Source organism: Streptomyces sp. NPDC054757 (assembly GCF_053612185.1).
The window spans coordinates 68478-86828 of the sequence record NZ_JBSHBW010000027.1 but is presented as its reverse complement, the minus strand read 5'-3'; the positions used below and the strand labels follow the sequence as shown (position 1 = coordinate 86828).

Below are 18351 nucleotides of genomic sequence, written 5' to 3'. Positions count from 1 at the left end.
CGGAAGAAGTGCTGGAGCGGCATCGTTCCCGGCCGGCAAGGCGGACCGACCAAGGGTTGTGATCAGTTGTGGCCATTTCACTGTCAGTGGTGCTGCTGTTGGCGATCGTCCTTGTGGTGTTGATCCGCGGTGGATCCATCAAGGCCGGTCCGGCGATCGTCGCCATGCTCTTCGGCTTCTTCCTGGCGTCGACGGGTATGGCCCCGTCGATCAACAGGTTCCTCAACTCGATAGCCGACACGATCAACCAGATCAAGTTCTAGCGCTGCCGCGGCAGGCCCCGCCGCTCCCCCTGTCCGGCTCCGTCCCAACGGCGCCGGACAGGGCGCGTGACGGGAGCGGGGCCCCGCCGGGAAACAGCAGGGGCGCTGGAAAGGGCAACGGCCCGGCCGGTGAAGGTACTCACCGGCCGGGCCGTGTGCTGTGCGGAGCGGGCGACGGGAATCGAACCCGCGTAGCTAGTTTGGAAGACTAGGACTCTACCATTGAGCTACGCCCGCAGGCGCCGCCGGTCGGAGCGACCGCGGCACGAGAAGCATCGTAGCGGGTCGGAGCCGGTCCGCGCACACCCGTCCCGTACGGCCTGGAACGGTGTCATGCCGCCACGGCGCGTCAGGCGGCCATGTACCCTACGTCTCGCACCGACGGGGTGTGGCGCAGCTTGGTAGCGCGTCCGCTTTGGGAGCGGAAGGTCGTCGGTTCGAATCCGGCCACCCCGACCAGCAGCAAGATCGCATTGTGGGTCTCCTCCTGCTTGCCGTTACTATGCAAGCTGTGTGCCCGCGTGTCTCTCAACCGGGCAGAGATTCTGAAGTCAGCCCCCAAGGAGACCGAACCGTGAAGAGCGCCGTGGAGACCCTGAACCCGACCCGGGTTCGGCTCAGCATCGAGGTGCCCTTCGAGGAGCTCAAGGACAGCCTCGACGCGGCGTACAAGAAGATCAACGAGCAGGTCACGGTGAAGGGCTTCCGCAAGGGCAAGATCCCGAACCGCGTGATCGACCAGCGCTTCGGCCGCGGTGCGGTGCTGGAGGAGGCCGTCAACGACGCCCTCCCGAAGTTCTACACCGAGGCCGTCAACGAGGGTGAGCTGAATGTCCTCGGCCAGCCCGAGGTCGACATCACGGAGCTCAAGGACGGCGAGCTGCTCTCCTTCACCGCCGAGGTCGACGTCCGGCCCGAGATCGAGATCCCGGACTACTCCGGCATCGAGGTCGAGGTCGACGCGGTCGACGTCAGCGACGAGGACGTCGACAAGGCCGTCGAGGAGCTGCGTGGCCGCTTCGCGTCCACCAACCCCGTCGAGCGCGCCGCCGCCGATGGTGACGTCGTCACCATCGACCTGGAGGCCAAGGTCGACGGCGAGGTGCTGGAGGACGGCGTGGCCGAGGGTGTCTCGTACACCATCGGCTCCGGTGAGCTGCTCGACGGTATCGACGAGGCCGTGACCGGTCTGGAGGCCGGTGGCGAGGCCACCTTCACCTCCGAGCTCAAGGGCGGCTCCGCCGAGGGCAAGGCCGCCGAGGTCACCGTCAAGGTCACCGCGGTCGCCGCTCGTGAACTTCCGGCCCTGGACGACGACTTCGCCCAGCTGGCGAGCGAGTTCGACACGCTGGACGAGCTGAAGGCCGACAGCCGCAAGCGCCTGGAGAGCACCAAGCAGTACGAGCAGGCCACCCAGGCCCAGGAGCGCGTCCTGGACGAGCTGCTGAGGCTCGCGGAGGTCCCGATCCCCGAGAAGCTTCTTGAGGACGAGATCAACACCCGCAAGCACAACCTGGAGCACCACCAGCTCGGCCAGATGGGTCTCGACCTCGCCAAGTACCTGGAGATCCAGGGCAAGACCGAGGAAGAGTTCACGGCCGAGACCAAGGAGCAGGCCGAGAAGGGCATCAAGACCCAGTTCATCCTCGACGAGCTGGTCAACAAGGAGAAGCTGAACGTCAACCAGGAGGAGCTCACCGAGCACCTCATGCGGCGTGCGCAGTCCTCCGGCATGAGCCCCGACCAGTTCGCCCAGGCGGTCGTCGAGGGCGGCCAGGTCCCGATGCTCGTCGGCGAGGTGGCCCGCGGAAAGGCCCTCGCGGTCGTCGTCGAGGCCGTCAAGGTCAAGGACACCAACGGTGAGGTCGTCGACCTGAGCGACGACGAGGACGAGGCCGCCGAGGAGACGGCGGTCACCGAGACCGCCGAGGCGTCCGAAGAGGAGACCGAGGCCAAGCCGGAGGCCTGAGCCTCCACCGGTCCCGGCCGGGCCGTTCCGCGGCCCGGCCGGTTCTGCTCTCGAACGAAGGGTCCGGGCGTGCTGCACGTCCGGACCCTTCGTCGTCCGCACGCGCCGGACGCCTCACCGCCGGGGCGCGCCGGGCCCGGGGCCCCGCCGTTCGGGTCAGGCCCTACCTTGCGCTCCCAGCGAACAGTTCGGGAAGCGGGATGGCGTTGTCCCACCTGCGCGTTAGGGTCCATGAAGAGGAGACTCCGGGAGTAGACGACCACCCCCGGACTCCTGCTGTACGAAGACGCTGAGACGGCCGGAGCCGTCAGAGACGAGCAGGTGGATACGTGACGAATCTGATGCCCTACGCCGCCGGCGAGCCCAACATCGGTGGCGGCCTCGGCGACCAGGTCTACAACCGACTGCTCGGTGAGCGGATCATCTTCCTCGGCCAGCAGGTCGACGACGAGATCGCCAACAAGATCACCGCGCAGCTGCTCCTCCTTGCCGCCGACCCGGACAAGGACATCTTCCTTTACATCAACAGCCCCGGCGGCTCGGTGACGGCGGGCATGGCGGTCTACGACACCATGCAGTACATCCCGAACGACGTGGTCACTATCGGTATGGGCCTCGCGGCCTCGATGGGCCAGTTCCTGCTGACCGGCGGCACCGCGGGCAAGCGCTTCGCGCTCCCCAACACCGACATCCTGATGCACCAGGGCTCGGCCGGTCTCGGCGGCACCGCGTCGGACATCAAGATCCAGGCCGAGCAGCTGCTCCGTACGAAGAAGCGCATGGCGGAGATCACCGCCCGGCACTCCGGCCAGACCGTCGACGCGATCATCCGCGACGGTGACCGCGACCGCTGGTACACGGCGGACGAGGCCAAGGAGTACGGCCTCATCGACGAGATCATCTCCTCCGCATCGGGCGTTCCGGGCGGCGGCGGCACCGGGGCCAACTGACGCCCCGGACCCCTGTCTCCGAACCCGGCCGACCACTGAACGCCACCAGGATGGTGAACACCAGCATGAACGACTTCTCCGCCTCCGCCAGCGGCCTCTACACCGGCCCGCAGGTCGACAACCGCTACATCGTTCCGCGCTTCGTCGAGCGCACCTCGCAGGGCGTGCGTGAGTACGACCCGTACGCGAAGCTGTTCGAGGAGCGCGTGATCTTCCTCGGTGTGCAGATCGACGACGCCTCCGCCAACGACGTTATGGCGCAGCTCCTCTGCCTGGAGTCGATGGACCCGGACCGGGACATCTCCATCTACATCAACAGCCCCGGTGGCTCGTTCACCGCGCTGACCGCGATCTACGACACGATGCAGTTCGTGAAGCCGGACATCCAGACGGTCTGCATGGGCCAGGCCGCGTCCGCCGCCGCCGTCCTGCTGGCCGCCGGCACCCCCGGAAAGCGCATGGCACTTCCGAACGCCCGTGTGCTGATCCACCAGCCCTCCTCGCAGACCGGCCGTGAGCAGCTCTCCGACCTGGAGATCGCGGCCAACGAAATCCTGCGTATGCGGACCCAGTTGGAAGATCTGCTGGCCAAGCACTCCACCACGCCGGTGGAGAAGATCCGCGACGACATCGAGCGCGACAAGATCCTGACGGCCGAGGACGCCCTGGCGTACGGCCTGGTCGACCAGATCGTTTCGACCCGCAAGGGCTCCGTGGGGATGATGTCCACCTGATGGCCGTTTGATTTACCTTCCGTCCCCTGGCACGGTGCACGTCAAAGTGAACCGTGCCAAGGGGGGCCCGAACGAGGGGCCCGGCAAGGTACCGTCGAATATGAGGCACCAGGAGACGCTGAACGTGGCGCCTCCCAGGCGAAGGGGAAGCACCTCGTGGCACGCATCGGTGATGGCGGCGACCTGCTCAAGTGCTCGTTCTGCGGGAAGAGCCAGAAGCAGGTGAAGAAGCTCATCGCAGGCCCCGGGGTGTACATCTGCGACGAGTGCATTGATCTCTGCAACGAGATCATTGAGGAAGAGCTCGCGGAGACCTCCGAGGTGCGGTGGGAGGAACTGCCCAAACCGCGTGAGATCTATGAGTTCCTTGAGGGGTACGTCGTCGGGCAGGAGCCCGCGAAGAAGGCCCTCTCGGTAGCGGTCTACAACCACTACAAGCGCGTCCAGGCCGGTGAGAACGGCGGCGGCTCGGGCCGTGAGGACGCGATCGAACTCGCCAAGTCCAACATCCTGCTGCTGGGCCCCACCGGCTCCGGCAAGACGCTGCTCGCCCAGACGCTGGCCCGGATGCTCAACGTCCCGTTCGCGATCGCGGACGCGACCGCGCTCACCGAGGCAGGCTATGTCGGCGAGGACGTCGAGAACATCCTGCTGAAGCTGATCCAGGCCGCGGACTACGACGTCAAGAAGGCCGAGACCGGCATCATCTACATCGATGAGATCGACAAGGTCGCCCGCAAGAGCGAGAACCCGTCGATCACGCGTGATGTCTCCGGCGAGGGCGTCCAGCAGGCCCTGCTGAAGATCCTGGAGGGCACCACCGCATCGGTGCCTCCGCAGGGTGGCCGCAAGCACCCGCACCAGGAGTTCATCCAGATCGACACCACAAACGTGCTGTTCATCGTGGGCGGCGCGTTCTCCGGTCTGGAGCGGATCATCGAGTCCCGCGCGGGCGCGAAGGGCATCGGCTTCGGTGCCACCATCCGCTCCAAGCGGGAGATCGAGGCGAGCGACCAGTTCCAGGAGGTCATGCCGGAGGACCTGGTGAAGTTCGGGATGATCCCCGAGTTCATCGGCCGCCTCCCCGTCCTGACCTCGGTGCACAACCTGGACCGCGAGGCGCTGCTGCAGATCCTGGTCGAGCCGCGGAACGCCCTGGTGAAGCAGTACCAGCGCCTCTTCGAACTCGACGGTGTGGAGCTGGACTTCGACCGTCCCGCACTGGAGGCCATCGCCGACCAGGCGATCCTGCGCGGCACCGGGGCGCGCGGACTGCGCGCCATCATGGAGGAGGTCCTCCAGTCGGTGATGTACGAGGTGCCGTCCCGCAAGGACGTCGCCCGGGTCGTCATCACGGCCGATGTCGTCCGCGACAACGTGAACCCGACGCTGGTCCCGCGCGAGCCGCGGATCGTCGGCAACGACGGGCGGCACGAGAAGTCCGCGTAGCCGCAGCGACGCGAGCAGAGACGACGCGAGCGCACGACGAAGGGGCGCCGACCGGTCCGTGGAGACCGGCGGCGCCCCTTCGCGCTGTGCTGACGGCTGTTACTGCTTGACGCGGGAGGAGTTGTACACCTTCGCGGTGAGCGCCGCCGCCTCGTCCAGCGAGAGCGACTTATGCGTGAGGATCAGCGCGACATCGGTGTTCTGCACGATCCCGAGGGTGCTGTAGTCGGCCCAGATGCAGATGGGCAGGACGAAGGTCTTCGGCACCTGCGCGGTCGGGTCGCTGCTGCCGCTGCTGCTGCTGGTGTTCGTGACCTTGGCGTTCTGGCACTTCATGAGAGCGCCGCTGAAACCCGTGGGCTTGACCGACCTGGGGCTGTCCTGCAGCTCCACCTTGACGCCGTTGGACGCCTTCTCGGCGATGTTCGCCTTGGAGAGCGCGAAGGCGCTGTCGATGGCCTGCTGCGGGTTGTCGATGGTGCCCCAGAGACCGGAGAGGTTGAGATCCTTCTCGGTCAGGCCCGTGCCGGTCTTGTAGGCGGCGCCCGTCTTCGACGGGTTCTTGACGCCCACGGCCTCGGCCTTCTGCTTGCCGTCCTTGCCCCATGCCGAGGTGTCGCCGCCCTGCTGCTTCTGGTACTCACCGATCGAGGCCGGTGCCGCGATCCTGTACCCCTTGGTGCTGTCGGCGACATCGCCGTTGCCGCCACTCTTCGAGGTCAGCAGATAGACCCCGCCGCCGATCACCGCGACCGCCACGATCACCGCGCCGATGATCAGCCCGGTCTTCTTCTTCGGGGCCTGCGGGGGCGGCGGCACCTGGCCGTACCCGGGCTGCTGGCCGTAAGGCGGCTGCTGAGGCTGCTGTCCGTACGGGTTCGGCTGGCCCGGCTGCTGCGGGTAGCCGTATCCCTGCTGCGGCGGAACGCCCTGCGGGGGCTGCTGCGGATAGCCGTAGCCGGGCTGCGGCTGGCCGCCGGGCTGTCCGTACGGGTTGCCGGGCTGCTGCTGGGGCTGCGGCGGCTGCCCGTACGGTCCTGGCTGCTGCGGCTGCTGTCCGTACGGGCCGGGCTGCGGCGGCTGCTGCCCGTACGGGCCGGGCTGCTGTGGCGGCTGCTGTCCGTACGGCCCCGGCTGGTTGTAGCTCATGGACTGGGTCCCCCTCTGAATCCTTACCTGATGCCGACATCCTGACGGACGCGTCCGCACACCGGGGAGACGGGGGCCACAGTCTCACCAAAGATTCCCGTTTCAGTACGGGACCGTGACGCCCTTAAACTAGGCCCGTGACCGAGAACTCTTCGCAGACTCCAGCGCCCACCACCGAACTGCCGACCCAGTACGCGCCGGCCGAGGTAGAGGGGAAGCTGTACGAGCGCTGGGTGGAGCGCGGTTACTTCGAGGCCGACGCCAAGAGCGACAAGACCCCCTTCACCATCGTCATCCCGCCGCCGAACGTCACGGGCGCCCTCCACCTGGGCCACGCCTTCCAGCACACGCTGATGGACGCCCTCACCCGCCGTAAGCGGATGCAGGGGTACGAGGCGCTGTGGCTGCCCGGGATGGACCACGCGGGGATCGCCACCCAGAACAAGGTGGAGCAGCAGCTCGCCGAGGAGGGCAAGTCCCGCCAGGACCTGGGGCGTGAGGAGTTCACCGCGCGTGTCTGGCAGTGGAAGGAGCAGTACGGCGGCAAGATCCTCGGGCAGATGCGCCGCCTCGGGGACGGGGTCGACTGGTCCCGTGAGCGGTTCACCATGGACGAGGGCCTGTCCCAGGCCGTCCAGACGATCTTCAAGAAGCTCTACGACGACGAGCTGATCTACCGCGCCGAACGCATCATCAACTGGTGCCCGCGCTGTCTGACCGCGATCTCCGACATCGAGGTCGACTACCAGGACGACGACGGCGAGCTGGTCTCGCTGAAGTACGGCGAGGGCGACGAGACCCTGGTCGTCGCGACCACCCGGGTCGAGACGATGCTCGGTGACACCGCGATCGCCGTTCACCCCGACGACGCGCGGTACGCGCACCTCATCGGCAAGCGGATCAAGCTGCCGCTGACCGACCGGACCATCCCGGTTGTCGCCGACGCGCATGTCGACCCCGAGTTCGGCACCGGTGCCGTCAAGGTGACGCCCGCTCATGACCCGAACGACTTCGCCATCGGACAGCGGCACGGCCTGGAGTCCATGACGATCATGGATGAGCGCGGTGTCATCACCGTGCCCGGCCCGTTCCACGGGCTCGACCGGTTCGAGGCGCGCGCCACGATCGTCGAGGCCATGCGGGAACAGGGCCGGGTCGTGGCGGAGAAGCGCCCGTACGTCCACTCCGTGGGCCACTGCTCGCGCTGCAAGACGACCGTCGAGCCGCGGCTCTCGCTCCAGTGGTGGGTCAAGGTCGAGACGCTCGCCAAGGAGGCGGGCGACGCCGTCCGCGACGGGCGCGTCACGATCCACCCCAAGGAGATGGAGAAGCGCTACTTCGACTGGGTCGACAACCTCAACGACTGGTGCATCTCGCGCCAGTTGTGGTGGGGCCACCGGATCCCCGTCTGGTACGGACCGGAGGGCGAGGTTGTCTGCGTCGGACCGGACGAGGAGCCGCCGACGGGTGAGGGCTGGCACCAGGACGAGGATGTCCTCGACACCTGGTTCTCCTCGGGCCTGTGGCCGTTCTCCACGCTCGGCTGGCCGGAGCAGACCCCGGACCTGGAGAAGTTCTACTCGACCGATGTGCTGGTCACCGGGCACGACATCATCTTCTTCTGGGTCGCCCGGATGATGATGTTCGGTCTCTACGCGATGGACGGGAAGGCCCCGTTCAAGACCATCGCGCTGCACGGCCTCGTTCGCGACGAGCACGGCAAGAAGATGTCCAAGTCCTTCGGCAACGTGGTCGACCCGCTGGACTGGATGGACGAGTACGGCTCCGACGCCGTCCGTTTCACCCTCGCCAACGGCGCCAACCCCGGTGCGGACGTGCCGATCGGCGAGGACTGGGTCAAGGCGTCGCGCAACTTCGCCAACAAGATCTGGAACGCGACCCGCTTCGCGCTGATGAACGGCGCCACCGTCGAGGGCGAACTGCCCCCCGTCGAGAAGCAGTCGGCCAACGACCGGTGGATCCTGTCGCGGCTGAATGCGGTCGTCGCCGAGGCGGACGCGTACTACGACGACTACCAGTTCGCCAAACTCGCCGACACCCTCTACCACTTCGCGTGGGACGAGGTCTTCGACTGGTACGTCGAGCTGTCGAAGACGACGTTCTTCGCGGGCGGCGATGCGGCGCAGGTCTCGGCGCGGGTCCTCGGCGAGGTCCTCGACGTGATGCTGCGGCTGCTCCACCCGATCGTCCCGTTCGTCACCGAAACGCTGTGGACCACGCTCACCGGCAAGGAGTCGGTCGTCGTGGCCGACTGGCCGAAGGACTCCGGCTTCCGGGACAGCGCGGCCGAGCAGGAGATCACGCTGGTCCAGCAGGTCATCACCGAGGTCCGCCGCTTCCGCTCGGACCAGGGGCTCCAGCCGGGCCAGAAGGTCCCGGCCCAGCTCGACCTGGACGGCACGGCGCTGGCGCCCCACGAGGCGTCCATCCGCCAGGTGCTGCGGCTCCAGCCCGCGGGGGAGGGCTTCCACGCCACCGCCTCGCTGCCGGTCGCGGGCGCCAGGGTCGCGCTCGACCTGTCGGGGACGATCGATGTGGCGGCCGAGCGCAAGCGGCTGGCCAAGGACCTGGGCGCCGCCGAGAAGGAGAAGGCGCAGGCGCTGGGGAAGCTCGGCAACGAGGCGTTCCTGGCGAAGGCCCCGGACAACGTGGTCGACAAGATCCGCACCCGTCTCGCCAAGGCCGAGTCGGACCTGGAGCGGATCCAGGCCCAGCTCGACGGACTGCCGCAGGCGTAGGCCGGGTCCACACCCGTAGGCCGGGCCCACACCCGTACGCAGAAGACCCCCGGCAGGTCCGCCGGGGGTCTTCTCCGTCGTACGGGCGGTCAGGTGGCGGGCGTCAGGACCTTGGCGGTCACCGAGTCGAACTCCTCGACGCACTTGCCCGTTCCCAGCGCCACACACTCCAGCGGCGATGCGGCCACCGTCACATCGATGCCGGTGGCCGACGCGATCCGCAGATCCAGGCCGGGAAGGAGCGAGCCGCCGCCCGTCAGCACGATCCCGTGCTTCATGACGTCGGCCGCCAGCTCCGGCGGGCACTCCGCCAGGACCGACTGCACCGTGGCGATGACGGCCTCGACCGGCTCGTCCAGCGCGGTGCGGATCTCCTCGGCGGTGAGGATGAGCGCGGTCGGCACCCCGTTGGTCTTCTCGCGCCCCCGGACCGTGCAGGTGCGGCCCTCCTGCCCCTGCTCGTCCGGGGCCGGCCAGGCCGAACCGATCTCCAGCTTGACCTCATCGGCGGTCCGCTCCCCGATCAGCAGGCTGCGCTCCTGGCGGATGTAGTCGCTGATCGCGGCGCTCATCCGGTCGCCGCCGAGCCGCAGCGACTTCGATGTGACGATGCCGCCCATGGAGATCACGGCGACCTCCGTCGTACCGCCGCCGATGTCGACGACCATCGAACCGCGCGGTTCGTCCACCGGCAGCCCCGCGCCCATCGCCGCCGCCATCGACTCGTCGAGCAGGTGGACGGTCCGGCCGCCCGCGTCCTGCGCGGCCTGCACGATCGCCCGCAGCTCCACCGGGGTCACCCCGGTCGGCATGCAGACCACCATCCGGGTGCGCGTCCGCCGGCCCTGGAGGGCCTTGCGCACGAAGTATCTGATCATTTCCGTGGCGGCGTCGTAGTCGCCGATGACGCCCTCCCGCATCGGGCGGAGCGCGCTGACCGAGTCCGGGGTGCGCCCGAGGCTCTCGCGTGCCTCGTCACCGATGGCCGGGGCGGCGCGGCCGCCGTCGCGCACCGCCACCACGGAGGGCTCGTTGAGCACGATGCCCTTGCCGCGGACGTAGAGGAGAGTGTTCGCCGTTCCGAGATCAATGCCTATGTCCATAATTGGTAAGTCTGGTCTCTTATGGGGGTGTTCCGCGCGCCGGAGTGCTCCGAACCGGGGGTCCCGGCGTACAGGGGACGGGTGAGGTCCGGGCACGCCGGGACCTCCGTAGACTGGTCCTGTGAGCGAGTCCGACCCTTTCGACGAAATCGTCGACGCAGCGACCGACCTTCCAGCCGACGACGCGGTACCGGCGGGGGAGACGCCGTCCTCCCCCGACCAGGCGGTGATCGAGGCCGGCAGCCGCACCCTGCGCACCCACGGCGGACCTCCGCCGGGCGACGGGGTGCCGGCCAGGCCCGCCGACCCGGAGGTGGACAGGGCGCTGCGCGCGGTGGAGCAGGAGCTGATCGGCCGCTGGCCCGAGACCCGGCTCGACCCTTCGCTCGTACGGATGGAGGCGCTGCTCGACGTCCTGGGCGATCCGCACCGTGCGTACCCCTCGATCCACATCACCGGCACCAACGGCAAGACATCGACGGCGCGCATGATCGAGGCGCTGCTCGGCGCCCTCGAACTGCGCACCGGGCGGTACACATCGCCGCACGTCCAGTCGATCACCGAGCGCATCAGCCTCAACGGTGAGCCGATCACGGCCGAGCGGTTCATCGAGACGTACGAGGAGATCAAGCCGTTCATCGGCATGGTCGACGCGCAGCAGGAGCACCGGCTCTCGTTCTTCGAGGTGCTCACCGGAATGGCCTACGCGGCCTTCGCCGACGCGCCGGTGGACGTCGCGGTCGTCGAGGTCGGGATGGGCGGGAGCTGGGACGCGACGAACGTCATCGAGGCGCCCGTCTCCGTCGTCACCCCGATCTCGCTGGACCACACGGACCGCCTCGGCTCCACGCCCGCCGCGATCGCCGGTGAGAAGGCCGGGATCATCAAGCAGGGCGCGACGGTCATCCTGGCGCAGCAGCCGGTCGACGCCGCCCAGGTGATGCTGAAGAAGGCCGTCGGGATGGACGCCACGGTCGCCCGCGAAGGCATGGAGTTCGGTGTCGGCAGCAGGGAGATCGCCGTGGGCGGCCAGCTGCTGACGCTGCGCGGCCTCGGCGGTGACTACGAGGACATCTTCCTCCCGCTGTACGGCGCCCACCAGGCGCACAACGCGGCGGTGGCCCTCGCCGCCGTCGAGGCGTTCTTCGGGGTCGGTGCGCAGCAGGCGCAGCGACTCGACAGCGATGTGGTCCGCAAGGCCTTCGCCTCGGTCACCTCACCGGGCCGTCTTGAGGTCGTACGCAGCTCTCCGACGGTCGTCCTGGACGCGGCGCACAACCCCGGGGGCGCGGTGGCGACCGCCGCAGGCGTCACCGAGGCGTTCAGCTTCTCGCGGCTGATCGGGGTGGTCGGGGCGAGTGGCGACAAGGATGTACGCGGGCTGCTCGAAGCGTTCGAGCCGATCTTCGCGGAGATCGTCGTCACCCAGAACTCCACCCCCCGGGCGATGACCGCCGACGCTCTGGCCGCGATCGCCGTCGAGGTCTTCGGCGACGAACGTGTGGTGGTCGAGCCCCGCCTCGACGACGCTCTGGAGGCGGCGATCACGCTCGCCGAGGAGGAGGGCGAGTACGCCGGAGCGGGCGTTCTCGTCACCGGTTCCGTGATCACGGTCGGCGAGGCCCGGCTGCTCCTGGGAAGGCGCTGACCTATGCGCACGCTCTGCGCGTCCACCCTGATCGGTGAGTTCTTCGTGATCGGTTTCGCCGGTCTGGTCGCCATGAAGGGCGATCTGTCGGAGACCACGGTCTGGACCGTGTGCGGTATCGGCATGCTGCTCTCGGTGCTGCTGTGCGGAATGCTGAGCCGTCCGGGTGCGGTCCAGATCGGCTGGGCGCTCCAGATCGCACTGATCGCCAGCGGTTTCTTCGTACCGGTGATGTTCATCCTCGGGGTGGCGTTCGCGGGGCTGTGGTGGGCGTCGGTCCACTACGGGCGGATCATCGACGCGGCAAAGGCCCGCTGGGCGGAGCAGGCATCCGCAGGGCCTGACGCTGCGTAATAGGTGCACGGCAGGGCCCTGTAGCCTGAGCCCTTCCGAGCCGTACCCCGTATCCCGTAACGCCCGTACTGAAGGAGTCCGCACAGTGAGCCAGCGCACGCTCGTTCTGCTCAAGCCCGACACCGTACGCCGCCGGCTGGTCGGCGAGGTCGTCGGCCGCATCGAGCGCAAGGCGGACTGGACCATCTCGGCGATGGAGCTGCGGACACTCGACCAGGACACGCTGGAGCAGCACTACGGCGAGCACAAGGGCAAGCCCTTCTACGAGCCGCTGGTCGAGTTCATGGCCTCCGGTCCGGTCCTCGCGCTGATCGTCGAGGGCGAGCGGGTCATCGAGGGCGTACGCGCTCTGGCGGGTCCGACTGACCCGATTGCCGCAGCGCCCGGATCCATTCGTGGCGATTTCGGCACCATCGTCCGGGAGAACCTCATCCACGCCTCGGACTCGGAGGAGTCCGCGGAGCGAGAATTGAAGATTTTCTTCCCGGGCGTATCCTGACGCCAGGTCAGCCGAATAGCGCTCACAGCCTCGGGCGACCGAATTAATTCGGTCGCCCTTCGGCATATGCCGGGCGATTTCGGGAACGCATCGCCCCGACGTGACGTCACCATGGTTGAGGCGGGCACAACTTCCGCCCACATGGCGGAGGACCCTCGCGCGGCGATCGTGCAGGCGGCATTACGATGGAAGTCTTCACACCCACAGCGCTCACTTCGCCTACCAAAAAAGCCAATCGCTCCACTTGGGAAGGCCCGACGCATCCTCATGGGGAACAAGGGGAACTCAATGTCGTTCATCGGCCGTGACATGGCTATCGACCTCGGGACTGCCAACACGCTGGTGTACGTCAGGGGTCGAGGAATCGTCCTCAACGAACCCTCCGTCGTCGCGATCAACACCAACACCGGCGGGATCCTCGCCGTTGGCGCCGAGGCCAAGAAGATGATCGGCCGTACGCCGGGCAACATCGTTGCCGTACGGCCGCTGAAGGACGGCGTGATCGCCGACTTCGAAATCACCGAGCGGATGCTCCGCTACTTCATTCTGAAGATCCACAAGCGCCGTTATCTGGCCCGGCCGCGTGTCGTCGTCTGTGTTCCCTCGGGCATCACAGGGGTCGAGCGCCGCGCCGTCATCGAGGCGTCCACCCAGGCGGGCGCCCGCCAGGTGCACATCATCGAAGAGCCCATGGCGGCCGCCATCGGCTCGGGCCTGCCCGTCCACGAGGCCACCGGCAACATGGTGGTCGACATCGGCGGCGGCACCACCGAGGTCGCGGTGATCTCGCTGGGCGGCATCGTCACGGCCCAGTCGATCCGGGTCGCGGGCGACGAGCTGGACAACGCGATCATCCAGCACATCAAGAAGGAGTACTCCCTCCTCCTCGGGGAGCGCACCGCCGAGCAGATCAAGATCACCATCGGCTCCGCGTTCAATCTGGAGAAGGACGAGCACACCGAGATCCGCGGCCGTGACCTCGTGTCCGGGCTGCCCAAGACCGTGGTCATCTCCGCGGCCGAGGTCCGCAAGGCCATCGAGGAGCCGGTCAACGCCATTGTCGACGCGGTCAAGACGACGCTCGACAAGTGCCCGCCGGAGCTCTCCGGGGATGTCATGGACCGCGGCATCGTGCTCACCGGCGGCGGGGCGCTGCTCCGCGGTCTTGACGAGCGGCTGCGCGACGAGACGGGGATGCCCATCCATATCGCCGAGGACCCGCTGGACTCCGTCGCCCTCGGATCGGGCAAGTGCGTCGAGGAGTTCGAGGCTCTTCAGCAGGTACTGGACGCCCAGCCCCGCCGGTGACGGAACACGCTCTTCCGCCGTACGGGGCATGTCCGCCCCGTACGGCGGATCGTTGAAGCAAGGAGTCCGGCCGCGTTCCAGTCGGTCTTCACCCACGCAGGACTCCAGGCAGAACTCCACAAACGCATATGAATTCCGACGAGGAAGGCACGGCCTCCGCACGTGAGGGACACACGAGAGAGCCGGCTGCTCCTGGTGCTGCTGATCGCTATTGCGTTCGCACTGATCACGGTGGACATCCGCGGCGGTGAATCGTCACCGGTGGCTGGTGCCCGGCACGCCGCCGCCACCGTGTTCGGACCGGTCGAGAACGGTGTCGCGGGCGCCGTGAATCCGGTCGGCAACGCCATCGGCGCAGTACGGGACTCCGGCGACCGGCACAGCCGAATCAGCGCGCTGGAGCGTGAGAACACCGCTCTGAAGCAGCAGCTCGGCAGCAGCGACCGCAACCGCAGCCGCGTCCGCCAGCTCGACAGCATGCTCAAGACCGCGGGCGCGGGCCAGTACGGAATCAAGGGAGCCCAGGTCATCGCCATAGGAGCGGCCCAGGGCTTCTCCTGGACGATCACCATCGACACCGGGACCGCCGACGGCATCAAGCGGGACATGACCGTGCTCAACGGGGACGGACTCGTGGGCCGGGTCACCACCGTCGGCCCCCACACCGCCACCGTGCTGCTCGCCAACGACCCCGACTTCACCGTGGGCACCCGGATGGAGCGCAGCGACGAGGTCGGCTTCGCCACCGGCCGCGGCGACCGTCCGCTCTCCGTGCAGTTCCTCAACGGCAAGGCCGACGTCAAGAAGGGCGACCGGCTCGTCACCTTCGGCTCCAGCAACGACAAGCCCTTCGTGCCCGGTGTGCCCGTCGGCCGGGTCGTCCGCGTCGACCCCTCGGGCGGCGACCTCACCCGTACGGTCTACGTCCGTCCGTACGTCAGCTTCACCAAGCTCGACCTGGTCGGCGTCGTCGTGGAGCCGCCGCGCAGCAACCCGCGCGACACGGTCCTGCCGGCCAAGCCCGCCAAGGCGAAGCCCGCCCCCACCGTCACGGTCACCGTCACGCCCTCACCCGGCGGCGGCAACAACGCCAACACCGGTGCCGGGGACAACAACTCCGGCGCGGGCGACAACAGCGACAACACCGGGGCGGGCGACAACAGCGCCAACAGCGACTCCGGCGACAACACCGGCCCCGGCAACGACCCCAACGCCCCCCAGTAGTAGGAGCTGATCCGTATGCGTCTCAACCGGATGCTGCTCTCGGCCACGCTGGTGGTGGTCGCCCTGGTGATCCAGGTGAGCGTGCTCGCCCGACTGCAACTCCCCGGCGCCGTGCCGGACCTGCTGCTCCTCACGGTGGTGGGCCTCGCCCTGGTGTACGGCCATGTGGGCGGCGCCTTCATCGGGTTCGGCGCCGGTCTGCTGGCCGATCTGGCCCCGCCCGCCGACCACGCAGCGGGGCGGTACGCCCTGGTGCTCTGCGTCATCGGTTACGCCGCGGGGCTCGCCAAGCCGGAGAACGGGCGCCTCAGGTCCGTCACCGGTCCGATGGTCGTGGTGGTCGCCGCCGCGATCGGCTCCACGCTGCTCTACGCCGGGGTGGGCTCTCTGGTGGGGGACACCGCCGCCCGCCATGTGGGTCTGCTCGGGCTGCTGTTCAGCGCCGCCGTCTACGACCTGCTGCTCGCGCCCTTCACCGTCCCGTTCATCATGGCGCTGGCGAGACGGGCCGAGAACGACCCGCTCGCCGAGGGCCGCGACACCGGCGGTGTGACGAGCGATGTCGCCACCGGCTGGCTGGCGACCGGCACCGGACTGAAGATCGGCAGCCAGCGCGGCGGTCTGCGGATGAAGGCGGCCAAGTCACGCGCGGCGAAGGCCGGACGTATCAAGGGGGTCAAGAGGCTGTGAGACTGCGACACGCGGGGGCACGGCCGTCGGACCCCGGCCGGACGATCAGTGGGGCGCGGCTGTGAGCAATATTCCCGAGACCGGACGGACCTCACGGGTCCGGATCCGGCTCGTCGTCATCCAGGTCCTTGTCTTCTCCCTCCTCCTCACCCTCGGCGGCCGGCTCTGGTACCTCCAGATCCGCAACGGCCAGGAGTACAGCGCGGAGGCCAGGAACAACCACGTACAGCAGGTCGTCCAGCCCGCCGTGCGGGGCTCCATCTACGACGCGCGCGGGGTGCCGATCGCCGACAACGAGACAAAGCTCGTCGTCTCCGCCAACCGGACCGCCCTGCTGAAGATGAAGGACGACGGCAAAGCCGTCCTCACCCGGCTGGCCGGTGTCCTCGGGATGAAGCCCGCCGACGTCATCGCGAAGATCAGGCTCTGTGACGCGAAGACCCCCAAGCCGTGCTGGAACGGTTCGCCGTACCAGCCGATCCCCGTCACCGAGAAGGCCACCACCCAGCAGGTGCTCCAGATCCGGGAGCGCACCGAGGACTTCCCCGGCATCACCGCCGAGCCGACCGCCGTCCGCGACTACCCCGGCAAGGGCGGGCTCAACGCCGCCCAGGTGCTGGGCTACCTCGGCCCGGTCACCGACAAGGAAGTCGCCGCGTCCAACAAGACGAACAACCCGCTGCTCCGCTCCGACCAGGTCGGCCGGGCCGGACTTGAGTCCACGTACGACCAGCAGCTGCGCGGCAAGTCAGGTGTCACCCGCTACGAGGTGGACAACCTCGGCCGGGTCATCGGCAAGGCCGGCCAGACGGCTTCACAGCCCGGCAGCTCCCTCGTCACCAGCATCGACTCCCGGGTCCAGGCGCTGACCGAGAAGGAGCTGGACGCGACGATGAAGGCCCTCCGCAAGACCTATGACTCGGTCACCCACACCAACTACAAGGCCGACTCGGGCGCGGCCGTGGTGATGGACGTGCACACGGGCCAGGTCATCGCGATGGCCAGCGCCCCGACGTACGACCCCAACGTCTGGGGCGGCGGCATCTCGGCCAAGAACTACTCCAGGCTCACGAAGACGTCCTCCAACTATCCGCTGCTGAACCGCGCCATCCAGGGACAGTCGGCGCCCGGCTCCACCTTCAAGGTCATCTCCACCAGCGCCGCCATCAACGCCGGATACGCCCCGGACGGCGGCTACCCCTGCACCTCGTCGATGACCATCGGCAACCGCGAGTTCAAGAACTTCGAGGGCGAGAACTACGGGGACATCAGCCTGGGCAAGGCCCTGGAGGTCTCCTGCGACACGGTCTTCTACCACGTGGCGTACGACCAGTGGAAGAAGGACGGCGGCAACAACCCCAAGCACCCGAAGGACTGGTTCTTCAAGACCGCCCGCGAGTTCGGGCTCGGCAAGAAGACCGGCATCGACCTCCCCAACGAGCTGGCGGGCCGGGTCCCGGACCGCGAGTGGAAGAAGGCCTACTGGGAGGCGAACAAGGACCTCTGGTGCAAGCAGGGCAAGAAGAACGGCACCTACGTCGAACAGATCGAGTACGAGAACTGCACCGACGGCAAGCAGATCCGCGCCGGTGACTCGGTCAACTACGCCATCGGCCAGGGCGACACGCTCCTCACCCCGGTCCAGGAGGCGATGATCTACTCGGCCCTCGCCAACGGCGGCACGATGTACCAGCCGAGCGTGGGCAAGGCGGTCATCAGCGCCGACGGTAAGACGGTGCAGCCGATCAAGCCGAAGCGCATCGGCAGGCTCCCCGACAAGAAGTCGACCGTCTCGTACATCAACAAGGCCCTGGAAGGCGTCGTCACCAGCGGTACGGCCGCCTGGCAGTTTGGCGGCTGGCCGCAGGACAAGATCCCGCTGCACGCCAAGACCGGCACCGCCGAGGTCGCGGGCAAGCAGACCACCGGGTGGCTGTCCACGTACACCAAGGACTACGCGATCGTGATGACGATCTCCCAGGGTGGTACCGGTTCCGGCGCCGCGGGTCCCGCGGTCCGCAAGATCTACGAAGCGATGTACGGCCTCGGCAAGGACGGCAAGCAGGACCCCAAGAAGGCGCTCCTGCCGAAGCCGCAGACGGCGTTGCCGAAGATCGACAAGGACGGTGCGATCATTTCGCCCAAGATCACGCCCGCCAAGCCGGACTCCTCATCGTCGCCGCCGGCGCCTCCCTCGCCTTCGTCGTCCGGCGGAACGCAGATCGCGGCCGGACCGGGCAGGAGGGACTAGG

The 18351-nt window shown here is 68.0% G+C and carries 15 protein-coding genes and 2 tRNA genes; 14 read left to right on the top strand and 3 right to left on the bottom strand.

What is annotated here, in order from left to right:
- Positions 1-68 precede the first annotated feature (68 nt).
- Positions 69-263: a hypothetical protein gene (locus tag ACWGKJ_RS27360; RefSeq protein WP_164261160.1), complete on the top strand. Its 195-nt coding sequence runs from the start codon at positions 69-71 to the stop codon at positions 261-263.
- Positions 264-429: 166 nt separating this feature from the next.
- Here the strand turns inward: ACWGKJ_RS27360 and ACWGKJ_RS27355 are convergent.
- Positions 430-500 (bottom strand) — tRNA-Gly (locus ACWGKJ_RS27355).
- Between the two features lie 145 nt (positions 501-645).
- On the opposite strand from ACWGKJ_RS27355, the gene ACWGKJ_RS27350 reads away from it, so the two are divergent.
- The 5 genes from ACWGKJ_RS27350 to clpX all read left to right on the top strand — a co-directional run bounded on the left by ACWGKJ_RS27350 (position 646) and on the right by clpX (position 5365).
- Positions 646-722 (top strand) — tRNA-Pro (locus tag ACWGKJ_RS27350).
- Positions 723-837: 115 nt separating this feature from the next.
- Positions 838-2232 carry a trigger factor gene (gene tig / locus ACWGKJ_RS27345; protein ID WP_453315839.1) on the top strand — a complete coding sequence of 465 codons (1395 nt, stop codon included), beginning with the start codon at positions 838-840 and terminating at the stop codon, positions 2230-2232.
- Positions 2233-2561: 329 nt separating this feature from the next.
- The gene (locus tag ACWGKJ_RS27340; RefSeq protein WP_385032866.1) at positions 2562-3182 is read left to right on the top strand and encodes an ATP-dependent Clp protease proteolytic subunit; all 621 of its coding nucleotides are present in this window, start codon (positions 2562-2564) and stop codon (positions 3180-3182) included.
- Between the two features lie 50 nt (positions 3183-3232).
- Positions 3233-3916 (top strand): ATP-dependent Clp protease proteolytic subunit, encoded by a 684-nt coding sequence (locus tag ACWGKJ_RS27335; protein WP_385032863.1) that lies wholly within the window; start codon positions 3233-3235, stop codon positions 3914-3916.
- 156 nt (positions 3917-4072) lie between these two features.
- Positions 4073-5365, top strand: a complete 1293-nt coding sequence (gene clpX, locus ACWGKJ_RS27330) for an ATP-dependent Clp protease ATP-binding subunit ClpX (protein ID WP_385032860.1) — start codon at positions 4073-4075, stop codon at positions 5363-5365.
- Between the two features lie 99 nt (positions 5366-5464).
- On the opposite strand, the gene ACWGKJ_RS27325 is transcribed toward clpX, so the two are convergent.
- The gene (locus ACWGKJ_RS27325) at positions 5465-6514 is read right to left on the bottom strand and encodes a hypothetical protein (protein ID WP_385032857.1); all 1050 of its coding nucleotides are present in this window, start codon (positions 6512-6514) and stop codon (positions 5465-5467) included.
- A 137-nt stretch (positions 6515-6651) separates the two neighbouring features.
- On the opposite strand from ACWGKJ_RS27325, the gene ACWGKJ_RS27320 reads away from it, so the two are divergent.
- A complete protein-coding gene (locus ACWGKJ_RS27320) occupies positions 6652-9273 on the top strand; it encodes a valine--tRNA ligase (protein ID WP_385032854.1) in 2622 nt (873 codons plus the stop codon).
- Between the two features lie 89 nt (positions 9274-9362).
- Here ACWGKJ_RS27320 and mreB read toward each other — a convergent pair whose 3' ends face one another.
- Positions 9363-10376 (bottom strand): rod shape-determining protein, encoded by a 1014-nt coding sequence (mreB, locus tag ACWGKJ_RS27315; protein ID WP_385032851.1) that lies wholly within the window; start codon positions 10374-10376, stop codon positions 9363-9365.
- Positions 10377-10524: 148 nt separating this feature from the next.
- Between mreB and folC the strand changes: the two genes are divergently transcribed.
- From folC to mrdA, 7 genes are all read left to right on the top strand, one after another.
- A complete protein-coding gene (gene folC, locus ACWGKJ_RS27310; RefSeq protein WP_385032869.1) occupies positions 10525-12024 on the top strand; it encodes a bifunctional tetrahydrofolate synthase/dihydrofolate synthase in 1500 nt (499 codons plus the stop codon).
- 3 nt (positions 12025-12027) lie between these two features.
- Positions 12028-12378 (top strand): DUF4233 domain-containing protein, encoded by a 351-nt coding sequence (locus tag ACWGKJ_RS27305; protein WP_385032848.1) that lies wholly within the window; start codon positions 12028-12030, stop codon positions 12376-12378.
- Positions 12379-12463: 85 nt separating this feature from the next.
- Positions 12464-12877 carry a nucleoside-diphosphate kinase gene (gene ndk, locus ACWGKJ_RS27300; RefSeq protein WP_385032845.1) on the top strand — a complete coding sequence of 138 codons (414 nt, stop codon included), beginning with the start codon at positions 12464-12466 and terminating at the stop codon, positions 12875-12877.
- Positions 12878-13165: 288 nt separating this feature from the next.
- On the top strand, positions 13166-14185 hold the full coding sequence (locus ACWGKJ_RS27295) for a rod shape-determining protein (RefSeq protein WP_385032842.1): 1020 nt from the start codon (positions 13166-13168) through the stop codon (positions 14183-14185).
- Positions 14186-14347: 162 nt separating this feature from the next.
- Complete coding sequence (gene mreC, locus ACWGKJ_RS27290; RefSeq protein ID WP_385032839.1) at positions 14348-15409, top strand: rod shape-determining protein MreC; 1062 nt, start codon at positions 14348-14350, stop codon at positions 15407-15409.
- A gap of 15 nt (positions 15410-15424) precedes the next feature.
- Positions 15425-16099 carry a rod shape-determining protein MreD gene (mreD, locus tag ACWGKJ_RS27285; RefSeq protein WP_385032836.1) on the top strand — a complete coding sequence of 225 codons (675 nt, stop codon included), beginning with the start codon at positions 15425-15427 and terminating at the stop codon, positions 16097-16099.
- 61 nt (positions 16100-16160) lie between these two features.
- Positions 16161-18350, top strand: a complete 2190-nt coding sequence (gene mrdA / locus ACWGKJ_RS27280; protein ID WP_385032833.1) for a penicillin-binding protein 2 — start codon at positions 16161-16163, stop codon at positions 18348-18350.
- Position 18351 lies beyond the last annotated feature (1 nt).

What these genes read in the sequence shown, in the direction of transcription:
- mreD (WP_385032836.1), top strand. Translation starts at nt 15,425, where the DNA reads ATGCGTCTCAACCGGATGCTGCTCTCGGCCACGCTGGTGGTGGTCGCC.
- mreB (WP_385032851.1), bottom strand. Translation starts at nt 10,376, where the DNA reads ATGGACATAGGCATTGATCTCGGAACGGCGAACACTCTCCTCTACGTC.
- ACWGKJ_RS27335 (WP_385032863.1), top strand. Translation starts at nt 3,233, where the DNA reads ATGGTGAACACCAGCATGAACGACTTCTCCGCCTCCGCCAGCGGCCTC.
- ACWGKJ_RS27295 (WP_385032842.1), top strand. Translation starts at nt 13,166, where the DNA reads ATGTCGTTCATCGGCCGTGACATGGCTATCGACCTCGGGACTGCCAAC.
- ACWGKJ_RS27325 (WP_385032857.1), bottom strand. Translation starts at nt 6,514, where the DNA reads ATGAGCTACAACCAGCCGGGGCCGTACGGACAGCAGCCGCCACAGCAG.
- ACWGKJ_RS27305 (WP_385032848.1), top strand. Translation starts at nt 12,028, where the DNA reads ATGCGCACGCTCTGCGCGTCCACCCTGATCGGTGAGTTCTTCGTGATC.